Raw genomic sequence first — 24,157 nt, 5'->3', positions numbered from 1 at the left:
AAATATTTCTTTTTAAGTCAGCAAGGTTATATTGTATTCATTCAATTGCATATTTTTACATTTTTATTTTGTAAAATAGACTTGAATACTTCCATCAATTAAATCCTTGCTGTATAAATAAGGACACTTATATTAACACCCAAGTCCGTACAAACATAATTCGGATATTAAGTCAGATGAGGGAGTCATTTTAAATGAACGTTTTTGAAGAAATTCAACATCGCCTGAGCAGCAAAACCCGTATTCGTTCCCTGTTCAAAGATGTTCATGTCGAAGATCTGGAGCGCATCATTTCTCGCATGAACGACGTTCTTGCTGAAAAGCTGGAAGCTCGCGATAAAGAAGATGAAAAGCGCCAGGCCAAAATTGAAAGCATTGAAGCGATCAAGCAGATTATGAATGATCGCGGCGTATCCCTGGACGATTTGGGTGCTCTGGAACTGGAAGCCCCTAAAAAGCGTCGTAACATTCAGAAGTACACTTTTGAATACCAGACTGAAGCTGGTGACACCATTCAGTGGGAAGGCGCTACCACAGGCCGTCTGCCTCGCGACTTCCAGGCTTACCTGGACCGCACTGGCAAAAAACGCCTGGACTGTGTTGCTGAATAATTCTTTCAGCCATCACTGACAGTAAAAAGGGAGCCTTAGCTCCCTTTTTACGTTGGGCAACATTGATATTTCTGATCACTCATCAATCTGCGAAAGCCACCAGCCGTTTCCTGGGGAAATGACAGACAAACTTGCTGCCCTTGCCCGGATGACTACTGATACTGATCCGACCGCCGTGACGCAGCATAATATGCTTTACAATGGCTAGCCCCAGACCGGTTCCACCGGTTGCATGACTACGGCTCTTATCAACCCGGTAAAAACGCTCCGTTAATCGGGGAATATGGATTGGATCGATACCAATACCATTATCTTCCACCATTAAATGACCACGATCTTCGTCCTGCCACCAACGTACATAAATCTTGCCACCTGCCGGGGTATAGCGCACAGCATTGAACACCAGGTTCGAGAAGGCACTACGCAGCTCGTGAGCGCAACCGGCCAGTTCGGCGTCTTCAGGGCATTCCAGGTGAATCTTATGCTGGCTCTCCCCACTTAACGCCTTACTATCCTCAACAATGGCATGAAGCATCGGCAGCAGACTGACAGCGCTGTTCTCGTCGATTTCAGCGGCTTCCAGTTTGGAAAGCGTCAACAGATCCTGAACCAGTCCCTGCATACGCAGTGACTGCTCCTGCATACGGTTCATGGCCTTGCCCCATATTGGTGGAAGATCATGATCGTGTACACCGTCGATCAACGTTTCCAGATAGCCTGAGATCACCGTCAGTGGCGTTCTGAGTTCATGGGAAACGTTTGCCACAAAATCCTTACGCATGGTTTCCAGCTGCATAAGGCGGGTGACATCGCGGACAATGATCATGCGGTTGCCACGGCCATACACGGTGATATTCACTTCAATCTGGTACTCATCATTGAGCGGCGAGGGAATCTGCAGCGGTTTTTGATAACGACCCTGCTCAAAATAATCCACAAAGCGTGGATCACGCAGCAAATTGGTGACGGGCTGCCCCTGATCGTCGGGCTTCTTAAAGCCTAACAGCTCTTCTGCCGCAATGTTCCACCATTCAAGATTGTTATGACGATCCACCATGACCACCGCGTCTTTTAACGCGGCTGTCGATGACTGGATTCGATCTATAACGGTAGAGAGTTTGCGGCGGGCTCGTCCATGGTGCTTCTGAAGGCGATAGATTCCGTCGAATATCTCCCCCCACAGGCCTTTACTTTCAGGTGGTTCTTCGTTGCGGTCTTTGGCAGCATTCAGCCAGTCCAGCAACCGGAACAGCTCTTTAACACTCCAGAGGCAATAAGCTGCCAATACGAGAGAAAGCCCGAGAAAAGCGTTGCCCAGAAGCCAGCCAAGACAGAAGCCAATACTTGAAAACAACAGCATTCGGCTCAGGATGTAAGATTTGGTAATACTGGTCATTCCGGATCTTTTTTCGAGTGTTGATAAACAGCTTTAAACCTTTACCGAGAATCGGTAACCCGTACCACGAACCGTCTGTACAAAGCCTTCATAGTCTGATCCCAGAGCTTTGCGCAGCCGACGGATATGGACGTCGACGGTTCGTTCTTCCACGTACACATTGCCTCCCCAGACCTGATCCAGCAACTGCCCACGTGTGTAAGCCCGCTCCTGATGCGTCAGAAAGAACTGCAGCAACCGGTATTCAGTGGGTCCCATTTCCGCCGGGTTGCCGTTGATGCTGACCCGATGACTGACAGGGTCAAGTTCAAGACCTTTAATAACAATCGGGTTCTGGGAGTCCATCCCACCTGCACGACGCAAGACGGCTTTCAGGCGCGCAGCCAGCTCCCGTGGGGAGAAGGGTTTGACGATGTAATCGTCTGCGCCTGTTTCCAGCCCCTGAATTTTATGGTCTTCCTCGCCTTTTGCGGTCAGCATGACAATGGGTATCTCAGAGGTCAGCTCATTCCGTTTTAAACGACGTGCGAATTCAATGCCGGAGATATCCGGCAACATCCAGTCCAGCAAAATAAGGTCTGGTTTGTGATCGATAACATGAGCATGTGCCTGTTTGGCGTCAGCCGCTTCCAGACAGTTATAACCTGCCATTTCCAGAGCGACAGAGACCATTTCCCTGATTGGTTCTTCATCGTCTACGATGAGAATTGTTCTTCCTGACATGCCTGTTCACCTTTCTTGTCTCATCTGTTTCGGAACCTGGCAGCCTGTTTTGCCAGATAAAATCCCCATTTGCGCCATTACACAGCTCAAATGTTACAAACAGATGACACCTCTATCTTATGGAAGCTTAAAAAGGCTTAAACATAACCGAAAGCAATGCCCAAGAAAATGACGGCTCCTACCCAGTGGTTACTGAGAAACGCTTTAAAGCAGTCCATTCTTTCCCGATTTTGCGTTCGTAACTGCTGATGAACAAACAATCCTGCCGCAACCACCAGAGAACAATAAAAACTCAGGCCAAGACCTGCCTGAATACCGACCATTACTAATGTACCAAGAGCCAGGCATTGAAGGACGCCGATAATGATGTTGTCCAGCTCACCAAACAAAATAGCGGTCGACTTGATACCAATTTTCACATCATCATCACGATCCACCATGGCGTACTGGGTATCGTAACCTACCGTCCAGAACACGTTACCAAGAAACAATAACCAGCCAATCTGACTTATCGTTCCACTTTCTGCGGCGTAGGCCATGGGGATGGCCCAGCCAAAAGCGGCTCCCAGAACCACCTGAGGCAAGTGAGTAAAACGTTTGGCAAATGGATAAATAGCCGCAAGGGCAAGTCCACCCAGAGAAAGCATGATGGTCAGAAGGTTCGTAAGAAGAACCAGAACAAAAGACAGGGCGACCAGAAGCGAGAAAAAAAGCAAAGCCTCTTTTTCATTGATTTTTCCCGTTACCAGAGGGCGGTTGCTGGTTCTTTTTACACTGCCGTCATAGTGGCGATCCGCATAATCGTTGATGACACAGCCGGCACTGCGCATCAGAACCACTCCGGCAATAAAAATTAACAGGTTTTTCAGGCTGGGCAGACCTTCTGCTGCCATCCACAATGCCCAAAGGGTGGGCCATAACAAGAGGTAGATGCCAATAGGGCGATCCAGCCGACACAGCTGGACAAAATCCTTTATGCGGGGGTAGCGGGCCGAAAAAGATTGAAGGTTGAAAGAGTCCCCCGCCAGTTTTTTAAGGTACGTCATGATGATTGTCATTGTTGCAACTGGCTTGGGTTTCAGTCTAACAGGTTAGACTTTCTATAAGTACTCTTACATAAGCTCTGGATTGTATTCCGGTAAAAAAACTTCGCAAACCGAAATAGCTTTACCATTCAGGAAAAACTGTGAGCGCCTTCCCCAGGCACTTTCTTCCTTATATGGTCGATCTAAATGCAGGTTAAACTGGCAGGCAGGCAGTTCATCAATCTCAATCTGACCCCGTTTGAGTGACGGCTGGTTAAACAGAAACTCTCCCAGCGGGCGTTCCCCCAGCTCCAGCAATTCCCGGTTTTCCCCGGTCAGGCTACTGGCTGGCAAAACACTTCTGGCAAACACAGCGGGGTGGTCATCGACAATCAGTAACACTTCCCGAATGCTTGCCATTTCATGACGGCACCCAAGAAATTCCAGCTCTGAACGGGAGGGAACGCCCCATTCATGCCTCAGCACTTTGACCCGGAACTGTCTGGTACACATGGACTTCAGGCGTTGAGTCAGAGAACCGGAATCAAGCAGCCAACTTCTGTAGGGTTCCGGAATGCTCTTCATACACTCATCGGTCAGGACTGGTTTGGGTTGCCAGGTCTGGTGAGCGAAATCTATAAACGGCATTTGTTGTATTCATCTGATCTGCTGGCTATCCCAGACACAATAGCACTTAAAGGCAGGGTTCTGTAGGGTAATTCTTTTGAAGTTCTTTTGAAGAGCAAGGTGTGCAGAACGCACACCTTGTGAAGAGGGGAAGCTGAAGTTTAGATACCAAAGACAACAAACTTCAGTGCAAACAGAGCGGCCAGAACCCAGACGCTGATGCTTACATCCGATGTCCGGCCAGCCAGTACCTTAATCACCGGGTAAGCGATAAAACCAAGGGCAATGCCGTTAGCAATTGAGAAGCTCAGCGGCATCATAATGGTTGTGATCAGTACCGGCCCTGCTTCTGTCAGGTCATCCCAGTCAATACGGGTCAGGCTGCCCACCATCAGAACCGCTACATAGACCAGTGCGCCAGCGGTCGCATAGGCAGGCACCATTCCAGCCAGAGGCGACAGGAACATACACAGCAGGAACAACACACCCACAGTGACAGCCGTCAAACCAGTACGGCCACCGACTGCCACGCCAGAGGCGCTTTCAACGTAAGTGGTGACTGTTGGTGTACCCATAATGGCACCAATCCAGGACGCAGCGCCATCGGTCATAAGAGCGCGATTCATGTTGGTCATCTTGCCATTTTCGTCGGCCAGACCTGCCTTGTCTCCCACAGCGATCAAAGTGCCGGTGGTGTCGAACAGGTTTACAAACATGAAGGCAACAATAACGCCAATCATTTCAGGTGACAGAGCACCCATAATATCCAGCTTGCCAACAATGGGGGCAACGCTTGGTGGTGCAGCCACAATGCCGGTATAGGATACGTCACCTGCGATCAGGGCAATCAGGGAGACAATACCAATAGCAATCAATACTGATGCTTTAATACCGCGGAAAGACAAACCCAGAATCAGGAACAGGCTCAGGCTCGCCATCAGAGGGCCAAACTGAGTGATATCCCCCAGAGTAACAATGGTTCCGGGACTGGCCACTACCACTCCGGCACTTTTAAGGCCAATCAGAGCCAGGAACAAACCGATACCACTGGTAATACCTACGCGAAGTCCGGAAGGGATGCTGTCGATGATCCATTCACGTACTTTAAACAGGCTTAACAACATAAAGCCAATACCGCCCCAGAACACAGCACCCATGGCCTGCTCCCAGCTGTATCCCATGCCTTGTACAACAGCATAGGCAAAGAAAGCGTTCAATCCCATGCCCGGTGCCAGACCTATCGGCCAGTTTGCGTAGACACCAATAAAGATGGTGCTCAGACCAGCCACCAGGCAGGTTGCGGCAAACAGCGCACCGGAATCCATACCGGCATCTGACAAAATAGCCGGAATAACAAAGATCACATAACACATGGTGATGAAGGTGGTTGCACCGGCCATCAGCTCCGTTTTAACGGTGGTATTGTGTGCGCTCAGCTTGAAAATGCGTTCGAGAAACGATGGTTTCAGCCCTGCGGAGGCTCCTGGAACCGCCTGTGTCGTGTTGTTCACACCTGACTCCTCAATAATTCAAGTGTTTATTATCCAGTCATGGAACCAGCATTCATATCAGAACAAAGCGCATTCAATTTAGTTGAATGTGACGCGTTTATCTGACATTTGATGTTCAGGGTTGGTAAACTCAATGCGCGACGGTATTTAAACTCATTGGCTGGATTCACACCCGGACTAAAGCTATAAAAAGCCTTAAGGCCGTTGCAGGAGGGGTTGGTATGAGTATGAAAAAATGGCAGTGTGTTATTTGCGGGCTGATTTACGACGAAGCCGAAGGCTGGCCAGAAGACGGCATAGAGCCAGGTACCCGCTGGGAAGATGTGCCTGAAGACTGGCTCTGTCCTGACTGTGGTGCAGAAAAATCAGATTTTGAAATGATTGATATTTCCTGATTTCTGTTAAAAGCCCGACTATCAAGGCATTCAGGCGCATTCAGGTATTGCCCTTATGGCATCAGTGGATTAGTCTGTTGATTGTTGCCTCGCCAGTGGGACACAAAAAAAACAACAAGGGAGTCCATGACACCATGCGCAAACCAGATCTCGTTAATGCCATTGCAGATCAGGCAGACCTTACCAAAGACGAAGCCGGTAAGGCTCTGAATGCACTCATTGACGTTATTACCAAAGCACTCAAAGAAGAAGATACTGTGAGCCTTGTGGGCTTTGGTACTTTTCTGCAACGCAGTCGTGCAGCCAGGACAGGCAAGAACCCGCAAACCGGTGAAGCTATTCAGATCGCAGCCAGTAATACTGTTGCTTTCAAACCGGGGAAAGCATTAAAAGATGCGGTAAACGATTAAGTATTACCTTCCAGTTTTTATACACCTGTTGTCATACAATAAGAGAGCTCGTTTGCAACAGCATTCGGGCTCTTGTTGTTTAACCGTTTTATATTTTCATGTCTGTTTTTTAAGCCAGATTTTTTCTGCGAACTGGCTGAGCGCCCAGAAACTCAATCCCAGCAGAACAAAAAACAAAGCCTGGTGCATTACGTCCCAAACGTATTCAAAAAACAGTGTGTAGATGAGAAGGATGAAGAAACTGATACCCACATGCCGGTAAATGTCATCATCCCATTTTGTCCCAACCCAAATAGCGATTCCACAGGCAATGGCTAATGGCAGGTTCCATTGCCACAGTTCGTACTGGGATACTTCACTCCAGTTTGCGACATCGTCGTAATTACCAAACACCGCAACCCCCCATAAACCCACAAAGAGGCATATCAGCCCTGCTATTTTTGTCATTGGAAAAAACGGTCTGGTGACAGAACTGTGCGGCATTAAATAACTAAAGCATAAAACAGCCGCAGCAAAAAGGCTGAACCGGACGGGCAGGTTCATGCCGTAAAGATAAAGAGCCTTGCCTGCCTGATAATTGGTTTCTGCAATAAACCACCAGAACAGTGTTATCAGCGCAAACAGCCACAGTGTTTGGGAAAAAAGCACCAGACCCGCAACCGAATAGATAAAGAAGGCCAGAAACAACAATAATGAATAGTGACCACTACCCGTATCCAGAGCCTTCCCCAGAAACCAGTCCGAAGCAGCGATTAATAATACGCCAAGAAAATAGAACGATTCGCGGGTATAAAACCGGCCCGGTGCCTTTTTCCCAAACCGATGGCCAAAATACAAAACCAGAACAGCTGCAATGGCAAAGCTGGCAGACTTTACAATGGCTGAGGCATCAAACAGTTTTAGCAGAAGCTCAATTAGTTTTTCATCCATCAGAACAGCAGCAATGGCTAAAACGCCACATACGATCGTGCAATAAAAGGCATAACGTGCCAGAAGCTGCCAACCAGCTTTCTTTTCTTTAACCGACTGCCGCAGGAGTGCCGACTGCTCATCGGTCAACAGCGCCCTGTCTACCCAGAAACTCAACAGCTGGTTCAGAAGTCGCATGTCTTTCCTGTTCAACTGCATTCTGACCTCCCCTGGTAATGACTTGAGTATCAAGTAGTTATAAAAGCACTTTTGCCATGCATGCGTAAAATCCGCAACCAAATTTTCAACCGTAAGGTGTTGACTCTTTCAATGATCATCCCTACTATTCGCACCACTTGCTGAGCACGACAACGCAGCTCACGAGGCCCAGGTGGCGGAATTGGTAGACGCGCTAGCTTCAGGTGCTAGTGTCCGAAAGGGCGTGGAAGTTCGAGTCTTCTTCTGGGCACCACTCATCTTTTGAGTGGGTCACACAAATCAGAGTTACCTGCTGATTTGAAGAACATCAAGAGTTCTTAAAAAACTTGATTTGCCCAGGTGGCGGAATTGGTAGACGCGCTAGCTTCAGGTGCTAGTGTCCGAAAGGGCGTGGAAGTTCGAGTCTTCTCCTGGGCACCAAATTCCTCAAAAAAGCCGAATCACTCTTCAGATAAAGAGCGATTTGGCTTTTTTGTATTTGTTTTTTAAACATCCCCCACAATCACTTTCCTTCTTCTTAGTTAGTACTCGATTAACTAACGAATAGCCGATCTCTCACAAAGACAATAGATTTTTCCTTCTGTTCGGATTTTCCTGTTCCTGCATAATAGAACCATCAGTCAGGCAGGATGCCCGGGAGCCAGGAAGGCTTAAACTGAATCAGGAAGCGGTCTGGCAGGAAGCCACCGAACAAGGAAAGTGACAAAAGCAGACCCTAAGGGTCTGTTTTTGTTTATAAATCCATAAAGCGTGTTGACAAAAACAAGCTCCGAACATAATATACGCATCGTTCCTTGCCGGTATAGCTCAGTTGGTAGAGCAACTGACTTGTAATCAGTGGGTCCCGAGTTCGACTCTTGGTGCCGGCACCAAGCACTAAACCCCAAAGCCCTTGTAATTCAAGACTTTGGGGTTTTTTTATGCCTGTAAAAAAGTGGGTGTCACAAGGGTGTCACTAACCCAAAAAAGGGTGTTTATGTCACAAAAGTGTCACCACTAATAACCTGTCATTGGCAAAATAAAAATACTTACAACCTTAGTTTTCATGCGGTCTGCACCCAGTTCTCTGACTTTCTTTCCCGTGCAGCATCTTTGCACAGTTGTTCATTTCTCTGCGTAGCGTGCAATCGTGCAGCAAGGTCTTCTGATTATTTCAGCCCGCATACTCTGTGGTCTTCAGAGATTATTTCCTATGCACAGAACCTTAAAACCATTGCACTTTTTGACGAAAAGCGCGCAGGTGAGGTGGGGAGAAGGAGTGAATTTTTTCTGGGGCTGGGAGTTTTTCTGGGCTGCGGGGGGATTTTTGGGAGTGAATACGGGTTGTGGGCGTTGGATTGGTGTTGCAGGTGGCTGAGGGTGGGTTACCATCAGGCTGAGAACAATAAAAAAATGGAGAGGGATTTATGGAGTTCGTTGGATTAATCTCGCTGGCAGGCATCGCCCTGTTTATTTGTTCCTGGAGAGCACATAAGCTCCAAAAGACCGTTGCGAAAATAAAACCTGAATATGGCAAACCGGGCATGCTGGCTGGTGTTGCCCTGTTCTTTCTCGCTGGGGGGATTGGTCAGGTGCTAATGCCCGAACCTGTGGTTAAGGAAAAAACGGTTGCCATGAAATCAGAAAAAGTAGAGCCGGCCATCAGTGCTGGATCGGCAGTGACCGAAGTATTGCTGGCCATCCCCAACAGTAAAAACAGTGTTCATAATTACAGGACGGGGGATTTGGGTGAAGGGATCGCCGTGGTCATTAATGAACATGCTGGCTACTGGGTCACTGAAGATAAAGTCTATGCCGTAAACGGTATAGCAAAGAATATGGCGCCGGGCGCTGACTACACCCCTGCAGATATTGACTGGTTCAAAGTTGAGCAAGCTACACAATAAAAATCTATAGAAGCAAATGAGCCGGTTTTCTCCGGCTCATTTATGTTAAGCAACTTTTGCAGGCTCCTGGACTGATTCAACAGTCGCTTTTGTAATCTTATCACCAGAACGTCGAACAATAAGTGTGAAGGTCAGAGGTGATTTATCCCATTCTGCACGAATAATGAGTTCTTTCATTTTTGGAAGGAACTCAAGCTTTTCCCTGTCCAAATTTTCATCAAGCAACAAGCTAGCATTGATAACGTCTTTATCTTCAATGCTCTGAAGCTTTAGCCTCACTTCTGATTCAGGGCTGTGATCCGCAGCCAGCACCCTGAATGTAGAGGTTAGACGATCATCAATTCCCCGCTTTCTGGCATTACGCTTGAGTTCGTCAACCATCGCTACCGGGAGGTTAGAACCCTGAATTCTTGCATAATCAGCGTTAGAGGCTCCCTTCAGTAAAGCCGTATGGGAGTCATGCGCAAAATCTTCAGCAGCTTTTAGTGCTGGATGACTACTAAACACATCCTTGAGAAGTTTTAGCCGTTCTGTTTCCTGCGCACTGGCAAATTCCTGCTGATTAAGTTCCGCAAGCCTGATTTCTCTGTTTTCAACACTCTTCTGCGTATCTAGCTCTTTCAGGCGTACTTCTCTACGGTATTGCAGATAATTCTTGAAGGAGAGCCCCCCGGCAAACATAACCCCAACGCCTAAAACGGCTATGAGCATGTGTAGTGAGTCCATGTTTTGCACTCCATTAGCGACCCCTTTTGCCACCACTTCCAAAGGCTTTGCCAGCTTGGCCATCAAGTCTGAGCTGCCTTCTTCGACTTCGACTGAAATTTCGAGCTGCTTTTGTTCTTCTTCCGTTAAACGCTTGCCTGAGTCCTGATACTTGAGCAAGGCAAAGGTCTTATTCAGATTTTTTTGTAGCTCGATAAACCCAGCCATAACGCTGGGGGTCATTGACTTATTATATTTCTCACCCTTCAGATAGACATGGATGTTTGGCCAGTCGTCAAAACTAACGTCAACAAAGTCTGGGTCTACTTGACCATTTGTCAAATCATTAATAAGACGAATCGCATCCTCATCACTTGAAATTACAAGTTTTTCTACATCCACTATCTAACTCCATAAACGACATAATAGGCGTCAGATATTGTATAAATACGAAAATAAGCATGATAGTACCATTTGTCGTATTTATTGACGGGGATCACTCTATCTCAGCACTGACTAATCTAAAACTCAAACCCCTCCTACGAAACTTGCCCAGCCAAATGGGGTCTTCGCTTGCCCCCGATCCAGGGAATGATGGGCTTTGACATTTGTACTCCTTGTTCTTCTACTCCGTGATAGGCTTCAGCCTTCCGTTATTGATCTCTTTAATCGCCGAGCTTTTCCCGGAAATATCCCCACCCTGATCCGGCTTAGGTCCACCGCTATGAGTATGACCGGCAATAGTATCCAGAGCGGCGGCTGTTTCTTCCATAAAATCAATCAGAATCTGCAGGACGTTTTCAGAATCAGAACCTACCCAGGTCCTGGGTGATTTCATGATTTGTTTGATAGCGGCGATGTTCTGGTGAATCTTGCCGACCTTGTGCCAGTTGCCGTCTTTGTCATAGCCCTGGTACGTGGTGGTGCTCTGTTGCCAGCGGGCTTCATTGGCATCGACTTCCGGGAGTTCCAGCCCCCAGGGGATCACACCGCGAATATGAATCAGGTGCGGCAGACCATAACTGAAACAGAACTCAACAATACAACCCGGATCGGGCAGTGCGAAAAAGCCACGGTGCTGGCCTGCATAGGGAACGGAAACCACCAGGTCACGCAGTAATTCCCCTCTGGGTTTAAAGTGCTCATCCAGTGGTTGAATATCGACTGCATGAAGGGGTTCAGCATGAGAACAGACACCACCGTCTTTGGGTGGGTTGGCAATGCGTTCCACTCTGCCGAACATAGGCAAATGGTAGCCATGCTTATGTTCTGGAAACTGGCTCAGGTGAATGCGGCGGATTTCTTCTTCCATGAGATGACCATTCTCTCTTTCTTCAGCTGCACGGCAGTAACAATGCCACGATTGAACAACACACCGGGGCGCAAGCCCGGAACCATCGCCAGTTCGGCAGTACCCTGGGCAATATGTCGTTTAAACACTTTGTCGGGGATTGGAATCGAACGGGAAGGCCAGCGGCTGTCATCCCAAGAACCCACAAAAATAGTGCCGTCACCCTGTTGCTGCCATATATAGTTGGGAATCTGGAATACGGGCCCGATAGCATCCATTGCCTGATAACCACCACCCAAATGGAAGAAGTACGGCGACTGTTTTTTGCAATAACCCGACTCCGGCGTGACAAACGTCAGCGGAGTTCCTTTAGCCATCTTTGCCAGAACATCATTGACGGTCGTATGACGCAGCCCCATAAAATGATCGCTGTCCAAGGCAGCGGCGACTTCATTACAGAGCAGCTGTTGTTCATTGGTGGATACGGTCAGCGACTCGACAACATACCCCATAAAAAAACGCTTTGGCCGGGCATGGCTCCAGCCTATATCCAGAATAACCAGACCTGACAGCGGCTGAGTTGATGTTACATTCAGAATGGCCCGGCCCGGACGTTTCAGGCTCAGCCGGACATCATCTTTAATCAGCGGATAAGGTTTACCATCGACTTCGAGCTGTTTAATGACTTTCAATGTAAAACCGCTCCTGTGTTTTTAACGCTGTCTGCCATTTCTGCCCGTCATGATCCGAGCCTGTTATCAATGTCTTTTAACCAGGCTTTCATACCTGTGTATTCCGGGTCTTTGGTTTCTGGTGTTTCAGAAGCGTCAGCCACGGTATTGCCCTGCGTGGTCTGTTCCTGGGCTAAAGGTTGCTCCTGCCGTTCCTCAATTTTTTCCGGAACCGTCTGGCACTCCCGTAAGGTAAAATTGACTTGCCAGAAACGCTGGGTTTCATTTTCGGAGTAGACCAGGTTTTCAGTAAATTTAATCCGGGTAATCCGGGCACTATTAGCGGTTGTGTTCACTATGTCGTAAATAAGCCGGTCGCCCAGATCGTCTACTGCGCGAGCCATCCCGATCAGCGTGTCCAGTTCTTCCGGGGCATCCATATTGATAATCAGGGATACCGCCAGAACCTGGGGCTTGATGCCTTCTTCAGCTGTTTCACTGGCACTGGTCTGCCCTGACAAGTCTTTGTCCTCAAGACGCAGAGTTCCCCGAATTGTCATATTGTGGCCGGGAACCCTGACTCCGTTTAACTCGATCATGACTTCAGGCTCTCAGGTGGAATCCACAGCGATACCTGAACTCGTCCAGCTTCTCTGGCTGCTCTGCGCAACTGGTCTGCTGTTACCTCAACCACGGAATTATCCGCCAGTATCCACTGCACTTTTTCTTCGGAAGTTTCTGCCAGTGTCGCTGCCCTTATCATTCGGGTCTGACTGGTTTCGTCGCCATCAAATACCAGTCCGTCAATTTCAACCAGGATGGTATCAACGGCTTGCTGCCGATCCTGTTTCCATTGCTGGTATTGTCTTTTTTTCTGGTCTTCTTCTGAAACATTGACCGGCACTTCTTCCGGCCATTTGCCGTTGAGACAGTCCCATTTATAACCATCACGGGCTGGGCGCACGAACCATTCCTGAGCTTCTGGCGGCATCTCATCTTTGTGAGTACAGCCTGTGGTGTCAAACCCAAGCCAGACACCGTCTTTTTCTATAGAGTGCAGTGGCCCACCAGTGTTTGGATTGTAATAGGGTTCCATCATTAAAATCCTGTGCTAGTCCAGTAGGAATTTACTATTTGAGATACACTTCCCCTGTTGTATAACGTAACGCTTGTATTAGAAGCTCGGCCACTAATTCCAAGGGGATTACTACTTGTCCCATGTCCAACTGGTAATGCAGTTAGTGTTGAGTCCCCTAATGAATAAGCAATCGGCAATAAAAATGTAATAGAACCGCCCGGATCAATAGAACCACATATTCCCCATTGCTCTTTGTAGCCATCAGACCAGATTCTATAATTGCCATTCGCATTAGACCCAGCTGCAACTATTACCGCAGTTTGACCGTCAGTAACCGGCGATCCAATCAACGCCACCTGCCCGTCATACTGCCCGGCATCCAGATAAGCCGCCGACTTAAACAACCCCGCAGCCCAGGATGCCAACCGACTCGCCAGCGTCTTAGGCGTCACTATCCGTGTATGAGTCGTCCCCGCATTCACCTCTGCCTGCGTCGCAATCTCAGCCTGCCCGCGTGTTGATTCTGTCGCCTGCCGTGTCCCATCATCCCGCGCAACATCCACGGCATACGACGTGGCAAGGGTGGTTTTTGAGGTGCTGGTTGCTGAGTCGCTGACGCCTGTTACTTTTGCGCCACTGCCTAACTGGATGCCGCCAAGTTTCAGGTTGGCATTACCAGTATCTTCATAATCAGCATCGTCACCGTCAGCCACCAGATGATATGTGTTATCTCCATCGCCATAGCGGATGTAGTCATTGTTGGAGCTGATATTGAAAAACAGCTTATCATCACCCAATAGAATGCCCTTGCTGAAGGTTGGACGCTGATCAATCCGGGCAAACTTCGACGTTAGAATGCTCCACAGCTTTTTGGGTGTAACAATCCGGCTGTCATCCGTTCCCGTATCAGCTTCTGCCTGTGTGGCGACTTCTGCTACACCTCGCCGACTTTCTGTAGCGGTACGGCTGTTTAGCTTTTTAGGGGTGATGGCTTTTGTGTCATCAGTGCCACCGTTCGCTTCAGTCTGGGTGGCAATCTCCAGAAAACCCTTAACCGTTTCCGTCGCATTACGGGTGAACGACGCTAACCGGCTTTTTAAGGTTTTCGGTGTCACCGCCCGCTGATGATCCGTTCCGGCATTCACTTCAGTCTGAGTGGCAATCTCAATAAAGCCTTTAATGGTCTCGGTAGCATCCTCAAAATCCCACTGCCAGGCTTCAGCCTCGATGCTGACATTGGTAATCGCTGCCGCATCGTCGTACACCAGTATTGCATTACGCACCATTGGCTGACCGCGCACACTGTTGCCGGGATCGTCAGCTATCTTGGGCGTGTCCGGCACAGTAATGATTTGCATCACGGTATTACTGTTAACCGTGGAAACCGTGTAGATGGTGTTGAACGTAAACGGGCCGGTTTTGGCATCCATATATAAGGAATAAGTCACCATATCCGGTGCCAGGTAACCATCCCGCGTGACATCCTGTTCGTGAACAACCTGGTTAGCCGGCGGCAGGCCCCGGTCCGGGTCTATGACATCAGCAGGGTTCTGCCCAGGTATCAGTGCCAGAACAAACTTGTCGATCTTGCAATGTGTTTCATCGCCCTGGTGCTTTGCCAGCAGGTTGCGCCCTGCTTTTGTGATTCGTTCTGCCATTGATCATTCCTTGCAATAGTAGGTGCCATAGTCACAACTGAAGGATGCCGACCGCACTGTGTTTGAAATCGGTGTCACAATTTCCCATTCGTATCTGCGGCAGGTGCGACCATAGGTTTGTATGATCCAGTTCAGATAGGCGGCATCCCGTGCCACGGTGGTGTCAGTGACCTGTAGGGTGATCACGTCCCAGGGTTTGTCCGGTGATCGTTCTGCAATGGAAACTGCGCCCAGTTCCATACGGGCAAAGATATTCTGGAAACCAATCACCGATCCTGCGTCGGCGGCATTGACATAGGCGTGCTTGGTGCGCAGACGGTATTGCCGTTCGGGTTCACCAGGGAACTGGGTAATGCCTCGCTGCCAGGCGATTAAGTGCAGCAGGCCCGGGGCGCAGGTTTCCGGGTCCAGTTGCAGCACTGGCCACTTTGCCCAGTCTGCGACACGATCAAACCAGGCTTGCGCGGCTTTGGTCAGCTTTGCCAGTTCACCCTGCTGACCATCTTCTTTTTCGCCATTCATCCACCACTTGAGCTTGAGTTTGATCATAGGGCTACACCTCCCATGGCAACCTGCTTCTTAATAGCCAGGGAACTGATCACTGGCAGTTCCATATCGTTCACGATGTCATCACGGTTGAATTCAATACTGACCAGATCCGGGAACTGTGCATGCAGTTCTTCCGACAGTTTGGAAAAGGAAAAGCGGCTGAACGGCCAGCTCTTTGTCACTGTGTAGTCGCTGTTTTCCCGAAAGGCTGACCGGATCATGTTTTCAATATCTGACAGCAGTTGATTTTGCTGTGCTTCGGTCAGGTTGGGGTTCAGGTACGCATCGGGCGATAGTGCATACCCTTTTTCAGGCATGGGGAAACATTGCATATCATCGCCATGACCGTGGTAGCCGTTGTCGTTGATATGGGTGTTGATGCCTGTCACAAAGGGCTGATCGGGTGCGCCGCTGTCGATCATGATATAAGCGTTGGCACTGCCTTCTCCCCGGGGTGCGCCATGCTCGAACCAGATATAGTCCACACGAATAGCCGCAAATTCGGCAATAATGGCGCGGTAGGCGGCATCGTGGTGGAACTCTCCAACGGCTGTAAACTGGTTACGGCAGCGCAGTTGCAGTTCTTCGTCGGTTTCGGCTTCGTCACCTGGTTGGATAATCCAGTCGTCATCGTTGCGAACAGACACTACGCCAGTGACGGGTTCCGGCAGTATGGAGAAATACCCGGGCGCAAGGTTCCAGCCCTCACCGGCTTCTGCGGCTTCGGCTTCCACCTCTACCGTTAACTGATTATCAGGAAAAGGGGTGTCTGCCAGTGTCACCAGTTCGTACACATTGCCGTTAATGGCAGGCGACTGAATGCGTGTACCCGCTGGAACCACTACGGCGTTGCTAATCTGGTCACGGGTAAAGGTGATCTTGCCTTTGGTTTTTACTGCTGGTTTGCGGCTGATCTTCAGACCCCAGGCAAGGATTTCCAGAAAGGTGCCTTCTGCGGTCTTGATAAAGCTGTTTGGCAATAGCTCATTAATCAGGAACTGCACCACCCACATGGCCGGTGCCGTCACCAGGGCGCTGACCAGTCTCCAGAATGACGACCATTTGTTGTCGTTTTTAATTAAACTGTCCTGGTCTTCATTGATCTGGTTCCACTGGGCCTGCATCTCTTCCTCAGTAGTGGGAATGCCAGCGTCCCGAACGATTTTGGTGAAATCTTCCTTATGGTTCATGGTGTGACCTCGCTGCTAATGCTGAGAGAGGTCTGGTCGTTTTGCTGCTCACCGGCCAGTGCAATTCTGCCCAGTGTGGTTTCGGCAAAGATGGTGATTTTCCCGATGTGTTTTTTGTCTCTTCGAATCAGAACAGTTCCGGGAATAATCCGGATATCTTCTTCCGCCAGGTCTGCCAGCCTGACCATATTGCGCGCCCACTTCATAGGGCTGCGCTCCGCAATCAGTTCTACCAGAATGCCGGTGTCGAGAATGGCGTGCTTGAGATCCTGGGCAATCACATAGCGGTCATCGATGCGTTCCGGAATTCCGGCAACGTCCAGGGTCAGATCCCGGTCGGTAATATGAATATCCGTAAATTGCGCCATATCCTTACCCTATTAGCATCAGGTCATATTCAATGCTCTGGGCGGGCTGGCTGGTCTCGATCTTGCCCACATGCACTGAACGACTGCTGTTGTTATTAATGGCATTGGTGATGCTTTTGCTGACTCCGCCACTGGGAACGGTGCTGGCACGACTGGCTTGCAGGCTTTCCACTTTGGGAGCCTCAACCGGTTCTGAGCTGGTTTCCAGGTTGATAGCGGGTGCAGTGACTTCAACCGGTGTGGGTTGAATAACTGGAGCCACTGCCTGATTCTGTTCAACAGGTGCCTGCTGAATACCGGCAATGACTTCCATGCTTTGTTCAACAGGAATTTGACTGGCACGCCCCAGTAGCTGCTGAGTTTCCTCTGGCACAATCTGTTCAACGGTTTGGACCGTTTCCTGAGTACCACCAATATCAATGCCCGGAATCTTGTTCAGCAGGCCGATCACCTTGTCCTGAACCCAGCTGATGCCCTTAAATAATTGGGTAATGCCCCAGATCACGCCTTCCAGCACCTTGGCAACACCACCGATCGCCATACTGATCAACGAGAACACACCAATCGCAACGACTTTAAGCGCCAGCAATGCAGCGCCAATCACTTCACCGACAATCCAGGCGACTTTTTCCAGAATCCAGAGCAGGGGAGAAAGAGCCGTTGCCATGACTTGAGCCACCACAACCACCAGTGACCAGAGCTGCTGGAACATGCCCACAATGGACTCCAGCATAAAGACCACCGTCTGGCCCCAACCTGTATCCATTAATGAGGCTTTGATGTCATCCCAGTAAGCGATCAGGGCAACCACTGCACCAATTAACAGACCAATGCCCAATACCACCAGGGTGATAGGGCTGGTCAGGAACAGAACTGCCGATCCCAAACCTTTCATCGCTATGGCATAGCCTGCTGAGACAATAGTGGCGATGCCCATTACGATATTCAGTGAAGCCAGGGCCGCGCCGATACCGAGAATGGACAGTGCTCCGGTGCCGAGAAAACGGGTCAGGTTTGGGAATTCACTGGTCCATTCTGTTAATACGGCCGCACCATCAGCCAGACTGGTAATCATGGGATTCAGAACCGGTAATAGCGCCGAACCAATACCAATTTTTACGGCTCGAACACCTGCTCCCATTCGTTCCCAGGGATCAATCATGGCTTCAGCCATCATGGCGGCGGTATCCATCCCTTTGACTTCACCCAGCTTATTAATGTTGTATTCCAGCCCGGCGGTATCTGCCATTAACAGCTTGATCATTGCGGAGGCTTCCTTGGTGCCAAATGCCTTGGACAGTTCCGCACTTTCAGCCACAGACAATGTTTCACCGTATTTACCGCGCAGCTGGTCGAGAATATCGATCATGGGCAGGATGTTGCCGCTGGCATCGGTAAACGACAGCCCCAGTGAGTTCTGAGCCTTGTCGATCCCGGCCAGGAAAGCCCGGTATTTGGTACCGGCCTCGCTGCCACTCATGGTGGCTTGCAGCTGACCCAGTACTGCCATCTGTTCATTCATGGCCACACCTACCGACGTAGCATCTGCGCCCAGGCTGGTGAAAGCCGCTGACATTTCTGAACCGGTGGTCTTAAACATCTGCACGGCACTGGCCGTCTGTCCGGCCACCACCTGCACCCAGTTATCATTACCCATGGCGGCAGCCTGGTTTTTAAAGATGCCATACATGGTGCCCATGTAGCTGGTAATGGTGGCAGTGTCGGATTTGGTGGCCTTGGCCAGAACGCCAGACGCTTCCGTAAAGGAAGCCAGCTCGGTACCGTTCAGTCCGGCAATCGCGGACTGGATATCGTAAGACGCAGAAACAAAGTCGGTCGCGCTTTCTCCATAACGTGAAGAGAACTGCAGGGCTTTGGTTTCCAGTTTGTCCAGTGCCTGTTCATGCACTCCCAGACTGCGCACTTCGCCCAGGCTCTGCTGCATCTCTATGGCCGGCTGCATACTGGATTGCAGGGCGTACCCCGTACCGACCAGCCCCGCCACACCAATGGCAATGGAAGCAAAACCGACCTTCGCTTTGTCTGCCAGACCTGCCAGACTGTTCTGAATTTTCGCTACCGGGGAACTGATCTTGTCGATCAGGCCAATGGTAAACATCAGTTTTTCCAGTGCTCTGGCCATTCCTTGCGTCCTTCTAATCTATTTGCCTTTCCAGGCTCTGACGGTGCCGGTGGTCACTGCATGCACCAGGTTTTCCCGGTCTTCCAGTTCCAGGTACAAAGCGCGAGCCAGGGTTTCATCATCCGGTGGATGGTGTGGCAGCCACTTCTGGGCAAAGCAGAACAGCTGTTCGATACCGTTCTCCTTAATCGCCCTGGCCCGTTCCTCTATTTTTTTACCGTGAATTCAACCTTTGGCTTGTAGCCTTCCAGCACTTCGCCAAACAGATCCATTGTGAGTGCGTCTTCGTAGCACTCTTTAACCGCTGCCTTGGTGTCATCATCCGCAGCACAGCTGATCAGGAACATATGAATTGGCTGTACCTTGTTCTTCTGCTGCATTTTGTTAATGCAGTTGTTGTAGTCCGCCAGGCCAATTTCGAATTTGAGTTCACGGTCATCCATCATCACGATGACTTCACGGTTGTTGCTGGTTTTTTTCTCGCTCATGGTTCACCCCATTTTGTGGTTCTAGTTCTCTCCCAGAACTTTCTTTACGCCCATCCAGGCCATACCGACAACGCCTGAAATAAAAGTGGTAATAATGAAGATGCGAACAGAGAGTGTGACTTTCTGGCTGATCTCTCTCTGGCTGCGCAAGTACGTTTGATCTGCCTGCAGTGCCTTGGGGTCTTCAGTATCAAACCCCAAACGTTGCAAAACACGTTCAACAGCCTGTTCTGCGGCTTCTTCTGCAATGCGTTTGGTGTCGGCATCAGACATCGTCATTCCTATTTAATCTTGGGCAAATCGGGCCGCTTCAGTGACTCGATCATGGCTTCCGCTGCCTCTCTGGTGAATTCGTTGCTGCTCTGGTCTGCCAGCTTGCGCAAGGCCATGCACAGCATTCTGGAAAGAAAGCGTTCTGACACCACACCGAACAGCATCTTTCCTGCCATTGCCTTGAGGGATTCCAGAAACAATTTCATAAAAATGGCAGTCATGCGTTCAGCTCCCTGTAGGCATTGGCGTAATCTTCCCAGCGTGCCTTACCAGCCTCTGTGTTCCAGTGCTGCTTGGCATACTTCGCCAGACCTTCAATATTGTTTTCATCCGGCAGTGGTTCGGGCTTTGCCATAAAGAAAGCCCGGGCACAGACAATGGCCAGTTCAGTATTAAAAATCAGTTCATCAAGGTGCTCGGGAAGCCTCAGAGACCTGAACCGTTCGGGCCTGAGCACAACATACCGGCGCACCTCTTCCAACCCGATGGGCTCCATCTGCAACAACCCTCTGGCTGGCCCGTTACCCATCTGTTTCACATAACGGAAACCGCCAGATTCATGGGCTGCGATCATAACCAGCAGGCGAATAGCCGCCTTGCTCAGTGGTAAGCGATGATTAGCCAGGGCATTTAATACATAGCGTTCAAACTGTTCGCCCAGTGTCATAACGGCTTACCTCAGATCCTCGGTTTCTTCAGCCCGCAGGTACGGAACACCACCGATCCGGACAAAGTCCTTTCCGGTCACGTCAAAGGGCAGTTTGACCTTGCTCTTTTCAGTGCCGTTGGGGTCGATATCAAGAATGTCGGAAATCTTGATCAGGCAGTCGAACAGTTCCACCTTGGCTTCGGTGCGGTTGGTTTTGCCGAACACCACAATGTCGAAGGTGTCCAGGTCGCACCAGCTGCCAGCGTTGCGCGCTTCTTCCAGAAGTAGCAGGAAGTTGTCCCAGTCCAGCTCGATCTCACCAGAGCAGCTTTTATCACCATCGACGTAACCATTCGGTACGCCTCTGTCCTTGACGGTGCCACGGTTGTCTTCAATGGAGGCGCTCATGGCGTCTACATGCACCAGGCTATCGCCGATATTCACATCAAAACTTTTTCCAGACAGTCTCATGGTCGTTCTCCCGTTCGCGCTCCTGCGCTTTTATGCCCCTTGGGTACCAGGGACTTCCCCCTTTATGCCCTTTGGGTAATCCCTGGGGGTCGCCCCCTATGAATGAAGGTCGTTCCTGTTATTCCTGATCAGCCGGGTTGCTGAGATCCAGATAAACATTGCCTTCCAGTTCTTTAGGCATTTCATAGGGACGCAGCTTAAAGAACACCTGAACCTTTGTGCGGGTCGGCCAGGCAATCACAATGTCGCCTTCTTTCGGTGGCTTGATCTCACCGGGGAATGTGTCTTTGCCTACGGTCACGCTATGGCTCATTTCCCGCAGAGGCTTGCCAAAATAGGTGGTATGACGTGCCATGCTTTTGGGTGTGCTGTTGAGCTTGCGGTCTGCCACCTTGGCAATCAGCAGCAGGCGAATTCTGCGAGCGGCCTTGTCGGCCAGACGCAGGTTTTCCAGCACGCTGTAATCGCTGGTGACCGGTGCCAGGGTGCTGGCGTCACTGGTGTATGTGCCGTCGTAATCTTCCTGCCAGGTGGGTACACAGTAACGGCCAGTGTCGTGCAGGGTTTTCAGAACCGCCTTGGTCAGTGGTTCATCGTCTTTATCCGTTGGACGCTCGGCATAGTTTCCGACCAGTGAACCGGTCGCCACTCGCATGGGTGAATCTGCGACAGTGACCGACTTGTTAGCCAGACGGCCAGCCAGAGAACCCAGATACTCCGGGTAAAGCAGTGGAACCGCGCAAACCCGTTCTGCTGCAACATTGTCAGTCACCGCATTGGCGGCAGTGGTGTAAGCACTCCAGGTCTCGGTATCTTTGTCGATGCCCCGGTAACAGGCCAGGAAGTGAACCCGGCGCTGATATTTGCCGATCATGCTTTCGGCCTTGGCGTGCATATCTTCGAAGTCCGCTTTTTGGGTGACGGCTTCACACATCACCACGCCTTCAACAGACACCTCACCAACAGCTTTATCCACCGCATTCAGTTTGATGGCGATAGGCTCCAGTGGCAGAACATAAGCAAACCAGTTCTGACCACCGTTATTGATGGCAGCCTGGACCGTGGTTTTCAGTGCGCTGTTATCACTGCCGATCAGTGCAGTCAGGTCGGTGGTGCTGTCGATGGCATGCACCAGACCACGGTTTTCATCCTTCTGCCCGTCGGCGATTTCACCGACAAACAGGTAAAGGCGCTCTACCTCACTGGGCGAGCCCTGCATCATATTCAGGTTGTTTACAGCGACTGATCCTAAAGCCATGGTGTGTCCCTCATCGTTATCCGTAAAAAGCTATCTGCGTTCTTTTGTTACCGCTTGCCCTGGCGCTGCCATTCGTTGTCCATTTCCTGCACCAGAATCTCGGTACCTTCCTGTTCAGTCACCCCATGAAACGGTCGGGCTGGCGGTTTCACCGTCCAGCTCTTTTTGCTCTGTTCCTTGCGCAGTGTGCGCACCAGATAACCGGCATGGCCCAGGGTCAGGTTGTCCATAATCCAGCGCTGGCTGGGGCGCTTGCTCTGGGTCTTGCCCTTTTTCTTGCCGGTGTAGACCTTGAAACCGGCGGCGATCAAAGCCTTGGCCTGCTTGCGGGTGGCTGGCTGGTCGTAATCCGGCACACCGTAACGGCGATCCATACGGGTTTTATTAAAGGTTTCCGGCACACCGTGGTGATGGCGATAGGCGATCTTGCCGGTCATGGTGTTTTTCCAGGTCACGGTAACGGATTTGTCTTTGGTGACCGTGGTCATGTCTTTGCCCAGGCGGCGAAACATACGACCATTGCCGGTTTTCCGTTTAGCCATGGGCGCGCCAGTGATGGTTTTCTGTTGCTTCAGGTTCTGGCGACTGCGCTTTCTGACCTGTTGCCCGGTTTTTCTCAGTACCCGCTTGCGTCTGGGTGGCGGCAACATCAGCAGTTCCAGCGTTCTGTTGGCTGACAGCCGGGCGTTTTTATCTTCGGAGAAGGTCACGCTCATGCCGGGAACACTCCTTCTGCTTCTGTAGCTACATCAACCACCGGTTCTTCAATTAATGACCAGCGGGTGCTATCCCATTCAATGGAACCATTCGGGTCTTCCTGAACCAGAACGGGTTCCAGGAACTGCAGGCTGATATCCACGTCCCACTTCTTGCCGGAACTGTCCAGCATGGTGATGTCCATCTCCGGATCGGTCAGGCCAAAACGCTGCCGGTCGTTGGGATCGTCGTTATCCTGGAGCCAGGCACTGACATGGGCGACCAGTTCAGTGGCATTACCAGAGAACTCCTCGATAAACAGGGTGCAGGTGGTCAGGTTCAGGTGCAGCTGGCAGTACTCACCTTCAACACTGCTTTCCGGAATGATCCGGCAGTGGTCTACCCAGCTATCCAGGTCTTCCTGGCGACACTGTTTTTTGCTGATCAGGTAACAGGTGAGGCTTTTCAGTTTGCTGCTCATAACGCCTCCACATTGATACTGAGTTTGCCCAGAAACTGGCTGATGGCCTGATCAGTAAATTCCAGATAACGGTCTTCGGTTTCTTCGCTGGCCCGTGCCTGGTTTTCTGCTTCCTTACGTCGGTCAATGCTGGGCCAGTCGCGCAGGATGCTGGCCTTGGCCTGACAGAATATGGCGCGCTTGTACAAAATGACTTGTATGGACTCATCGCCTACCTGTTCACAGGGAACATCGGTGAGGTTTTCATGGCCTTCCGCTTCCTGTGTCTGGCGGTAGCTGGCCAGCCTGGCGTTAACCTGCACCATAGAGATTTGCAGAGTACCTTCTACCGTGGCGGTGGGCAGATCGGACGGCGTTCGATAGCTGTTGATCAATTCCGCCAGATCCAGCGCAGGCCAGAATGGCTGATTGCTGATCAGCTTGCTGTCTACCGTGTTCTGTTTGCCTGCAAAACTCACTGGTGATGCCTTCTCTGC

General features: G+C 50.3%; 30 protein-coding genes and 3 tRNA genes. 7 read left to right on the top strand and 26 right to left on the bottom strand.

Features of this window, described 5'->3' with window-relative positions:
- Positions 1-194 precede the first annotated feature (194 nt).
- Entirely contained in the window at positions 195-611 is a 417-nt protein-coding gene (locus V5J35_RS11195; RefSeq protein WP_354011263.1) for an H-NS family histone-like protein, read from the top strand.
- Positions 612-693: 82 nt separating this feature from the next.
- On the opposite strand, the gene phoR is transcribed toward V5J35_RS11195, so the two are convergent.
- The 5 genes from phoR to V5J35_RS11170 all read right to left on the bottom strand — a co-directional run bounded on the left by phoR (position 694) and on the right by V5J35_RS11170 (position 5,782).
- Positions 694-2,007 carry a phosphate regulon sensor histidine kinase PhoR gene (phoR, locus tag V5J35_RS11190; RefSeq protein ID WP_354011262.1) on the bottom strand — a complete coding sequence of 438 codons (1,314 nt, stop codon included), beginning with the start codon at positions 2,005-2,007 and terminating at the stop codon, positions 694-696.
- 33 nt (positions 2,008-2,040) lie between these two features.
- Complete coding sequence (gene phoB, locus V5J35_RS11185; protein WP_354011261.1) at positions 2,041-2,730, bottom strand: phosphate regulon transcriptional regulator PhoB; 690 nt, start codon at positions 2,728-2,730, stop codon at positions 2,041-2,043.
- Between the two features lie 137 nt (positions 2,731-2,867).
- Positions 2,868-3,776 carry a 4-hydroxybenzoate octaprenyltransferase gene (gene ubiA / locus V5J35_RS11180; protein WP_354011260.1) on the bottom strand — a complete coding sequence of 303 codons (909 nt, stop codon included), beginning with the start codon at positions 3,774-3,776 and terminating at the stop codon, positions 2,868-2,870.
- A gap of 66 nt (positions 3,777-3,842) precedes the next feature.
- Positions 3,843-4,403, bottom strand: coding sequence for a chorismate--pyruvate lyase family protein (locus V5J35_RS11175; RefSeq protein ID WP_354011259.1), 561 nt, complete (start codon positions 4,401-4,403; stop codon positions 3,843-3,845).
- A gap of 140 nt (positions 4,404-4,543) precedes the next feature.
- Complete coding sequence (locus V5J35_RS11170; protein WP_354011391.1) at positions 4,544-5,782, bottom strand: NCS2 family permease; 1,239 nt, start codon at positions 5,780-5,782, stop codon at positions 4,544-4,546.
- Positions 5,783-6,120: 338 nt separating this feature from the next.
- Here V5J35_RS11170 and V5J35_RS11165 point away from each other — a divergent pair, with 338 nt between their 5' ends.
- Positions 6,121-6,288, top strand: a complete 168-nt coding sequence (locus tag V5J35_RS11165) for a rubredoxin (RefSeq protein WP_354011390.1) — start codon at positions 6,121-6,123, stop codon at positions 6,286-6,288.
- A 134-nt stretch (positions 6,289-6,422) separates the two neighbouring features.
- The gene (locus tag V5J35_RS11160; protein ID WP_034877734.1) at positions 6,423-6,698 is read left to right on the top strand and encodes an HU family DNA-binding protein; all 276 of its coding nucleotides are present in this window, start codon (positions 6,423-6,425) and stop codon (positions 6,696-6,698) included.
- A gap of 96 nt (positions 6,699-6,794) precedes the next feature.
- Here the strand turns inward: V5J35_RS11160 and V5J35_RS11155 are convergent, their stop codons facing one another.
- Positions 6,795-7,826, bottom strand: a complete 1,032-nt coding sequence (locus V5J35_RS11155; RefSeq protein WP_354011258.1) for a hypothetical protein — start codon at positions 7,824-7,826, stop codon at positions 6,795-6,797.
- A 166-nt stretch (positions 7,827-7,992) separates the two neighbouring features.
- On the opposite strand from V5J35_RS11155, the gene V5J35_RS11150 reads away from it, so the two are divergent.
- The 4 genes from V5J35_RS11150 (at position 7,993) to V5J35_RS11135 (ending at position 9,712) form a co-directional block, all read left to right on the top strand.
- Positions 7,993-8,079, top strand: a tRNA-Leu gene (locus V5J35_RS11150).
- A gap of 80 nt (positions 8,080-8,159) precedes the next feature.
- Positions 8,160-8,246: transfer RNA gene (locus V5J35_RS11145), tRNA-Leu, on the top strand.
- 376 nt (positions 8,247-8,622) lie between these two features.
- Positions 8,623-8,698, top strand: a tRNA-Thr gene (locus V5J35_RS11140).
- A gap of 534 nt (positions 8,699-9,232) precedes the next feature.
- Complete coding sequence (locus V5J35_RS11135) at positions 9,233-9,712, top strand: hypothetical protein (protein WP_354016386.1); 480 nt, start codon at positions 9,233-9,235, stop codon at positions 9,710-9,712.
- 45 nt (positions 9,713-9,757) lie between these two features.
- On the opposite strand, the gene V5J35_RS11130 is transcribed toward V5J35_RS11135, so the two are convergent.
- From V5J35_RS11130 to V5J35_RS11040, 20 genes are all read right to left on the bottom strand, one after another.
- A complete protein-coding gene (locus tag V5J35_RS11130) occupies positions 9,758-10,819 on the bottom strand; it encodes a hypothetical protein (protein ID WP_354016385.1) in 1,062 nt (353 codons plus the stop codon).
- A gap of 223 nt (positions 10,820-11,042) precedes the next feature.
- Positions 11,043-11,729 carry a hypothetical protein gene (locus V5J35_RS11125; RefSeq protein ID WP_354016384.1) on the bottom strand — a complete coding sequence of 229 codons (687 nt, stop codon included), beginning with the start codon at positions 11,727-11,729 and terminating at the stop codon, positions 11,043-11,045.
- The gene (locus tag V5J35_RS11120) at positions 11,699-12,400 is read right to left on the bottom strand and encodes a hypothetical protein (RefSeq protein WP_354016383.1); all 702 of its coding nucleotides are present in this window, start codon (positions 12,398-12,400) and stop codon (positions 11,699-11,701) included. Before V5J35_RS11120 ends, V5J35_RS11125 begins: the two co-directional genes overlap by 31 nt.
- Positions 12,401-12,447: 47 nt before the next feature.
- Positions 12,448-12,978: a baseplate complex protein gene (locus V5J35_RS11115; protein ID WP_354016382.1), complete on the bottom strand. Its 531-nt coding sequence runs from the start codon at positions 12,976-12,978 to the stop codon at positions 12,448-12,450.
- Positions 12,975-13,478, bottom strand: coding sequence for a DUF4376 domain-containing protein (locus V5J35_RS11110; protein WP_354016381.1), 504 nt, complete (start codon positions 13,476-13,478; stop codon positions 12,975-12,977). Before V5J35_RS11110 ends, V5J35_RS11115 begins: the two co-directional genes overlap by 4 nt.
- On the bottom strand, positions 13,478-15,115 hold the full coding sequence (locus V5J35_RS11105) for a phage tail-collar fiber domain-containing protein (RefSeq protein ID WP_354016380.1): 1,638 nt from the start codon (positions 15,113-15,115) through the stop codon (positions 13,478-13,480). Before V5J35_RS11105 ends, V5J35_RS11110 begins: the two co-directional genes overlap by 1 nt.
- 3 nt (positions 15,116-15,118) lie before the next feature.
- Entirely contained in the window at positions 15,119-15,664 is a 546-nt protein-coding gene (locus V5J35_RS11100; RefSeq protein WP_354016379.1) for a phage tail protein, read from the bottom strand.
- Positions 15,661-16,854 (bottom strand): baseplate J/gp47 family protein, encoded by a 1,194-nt coding sequence (locus V5J35_RS11095; protein WP_354016378.1) that lies wholly within the window; start codon positions 16,852-16,854, stop codon positions 15,661-15,663. Before V5J35_RS11095 ends, V5J35_RS11100 begins: the two co-directional genes overlap by 4 nt.
- The gene (locus V5J35_RS11090) at positions 16,851-17,222 is read right to left on the bottom strand and encodes a DUF2590 family protein (protein WP_354016377.1); all 372 of its coding nucleotides are present in this window, start codon (positions 17,220-17,222) and stop codon (positions 16,851-16,853) included. The genes V5J35_RS11095 and V5J35_RS11090 overlap by 4 nt, the downstream gene beginning before the upstream one ends.
- A gap of 4 nt (positions 17,223-17,226) precedes the next feature.
- Positions 17,227-19,365 carry a phage tail tape measure protein gene (locus tag V5J35_RS11085; RefSeq protein ID WP_354016376.1) on the bottom strand — a complete coding sequence of 713 codons (2,139 nt, stop codon included), beginning with the start codon at positions 19,363-19,365 and terminating at the stop codon, positions 17,227-17,229.
- A gap of 18 nt (positions 19,366-19,383) precedes the next feature.
- Complete coding sequence (locus tag V5J35_RS24290) at positions 19,384-19,506, bottom strand: DUF6890 family protein (RefSeq protein WP_419095902.1); 123 nt, start codon at positions 19,504-19,506, stop codon at positions 19,384-19,386.
- 65 nt (positions 19,507-19,571) lie between these two features.
- A complete protein-coding gene (locus tag V5J35_RS11080) occupies positions 19,572-19,853 on the bottom strand; it encodes a putative phage tail assembly chaperone (RefSeq protein ID WP_354016375.1) in 282 nt (93 codons plus the stop codon).
- A gap of 21 nt (positions 19,854-19,874) precedes the next feature.
- Positions 19,875-20,126, bottom strand: a complete 252-nt coding sequence (locus V5J35_RS11075; RefSeq protein ID WP_354016374.1) for a hypothetical protein — start codon at positions 20,124-20,126, stop codon at positions 19,875-19,877.
- Between the two features lie 8 nt (positions 20,127-20,134).
- Positions 20,135-20,347, bottom strand: a complete 213-nt coding sequence (locus V5J35_RS11070) for a hypothetical protein (RefSeq protein ID WP_354016373.1) — start codon at positions 20,345-20,347, stop codon at positions 20,135-20,137.
- Complete coding sequence (locus tag V5J35_RS11065; protein WP_354016372.1) at positions 20,344-20,793, bottom strand: hypothetical protein; 450 nt, start codon at positions 20,791-20,793, stop codon at positions 20,344-20,346. The genes V5J35_RS11070 and V5J35_RS11065 overlap by 4 nt, the downstream gene beginning before the upstream one ends.
- Before the next feature lie 6 nt (positions 20,794-20,799).
- Positions 20,800-21,246: a phage protein gene (locus V5J35_RS11060; RefSeq protein ID WP_354016371.1), complete on the bottom strand. Its 447-nt coding sequence runs from the start codon at positions 21,244-21,246 to the stop codon at positions 20,800-20,802.
- 118 nt (positions 21,247-21,364) lie between these two features.
- Complete coding sequence (locus tag V5J35_RS11055) at positions 21,365-22,504, bottom strand: DUF2586 domain-containing protein (protein ID WP_354016370.1); 1,140 nt, start codon at positions 22,502-22,504, stop codon at positions 21,365-21,367.
- Positions 22,505-22,551: 47 nt separating this feature from the next.
- Entirely contained in the window at positions 22,552-23,220 is a 669-nt protein-coding gene (locus V5J35_RS11050) for a virion morphogenesis protein (RefSeq protein ID WP_354016369.1), read from the bottom strand.
- Positions 23,217-23,681, bottom strand: coding sequence for a phage tail protein (locus V5J35_RS11045; RefSeq protein ID WP_354016368.1), 465 nt, complete (start codon positions 23,679-23,681; stop codon positions 23,217-23,219). The genes V5J35_RS11050 and V5J35_RS11045 overlap by 4 nt, the downstream gene beginning before the upstream one ends.
- Positions 23,678-24,139 carry a head completion/stabilization protein gene (locus tag V5J35_RS11040; RefSeq protein WP_354016367.1) on the bottom strand — a complete coding sequence of 154 codons (462 nt, stop codon included), beginning with the start codon at positions 24,137-24,139 and terminating at the stop codon, positions 23,678-23,680. Before V5J35_RS11040 ends, V5J35_RS11045 begins: the two co-directional genes overlap by 4 nt.
- Between the last annotated feature and the right edge of the window lie 18 nt (positions 24,140-24,157).

Origin of the sequence: Endozoicomonas sp. NE40 (assembly GCF_040549045.1) — a bacterium.
GTDB lineage: Bacteria > Pseudomonadota > Gammaproteobacteria > Pseudomonadales > Endozoicomonadaceae > Endozoicomonas_A > Endozoicomonas_A lisbonensis.
The sequence above is the reverse complement of the archived record's forward strand: the minus strand, read 5'-3'. Positions and strand labels throughout refer to the sequence as shown.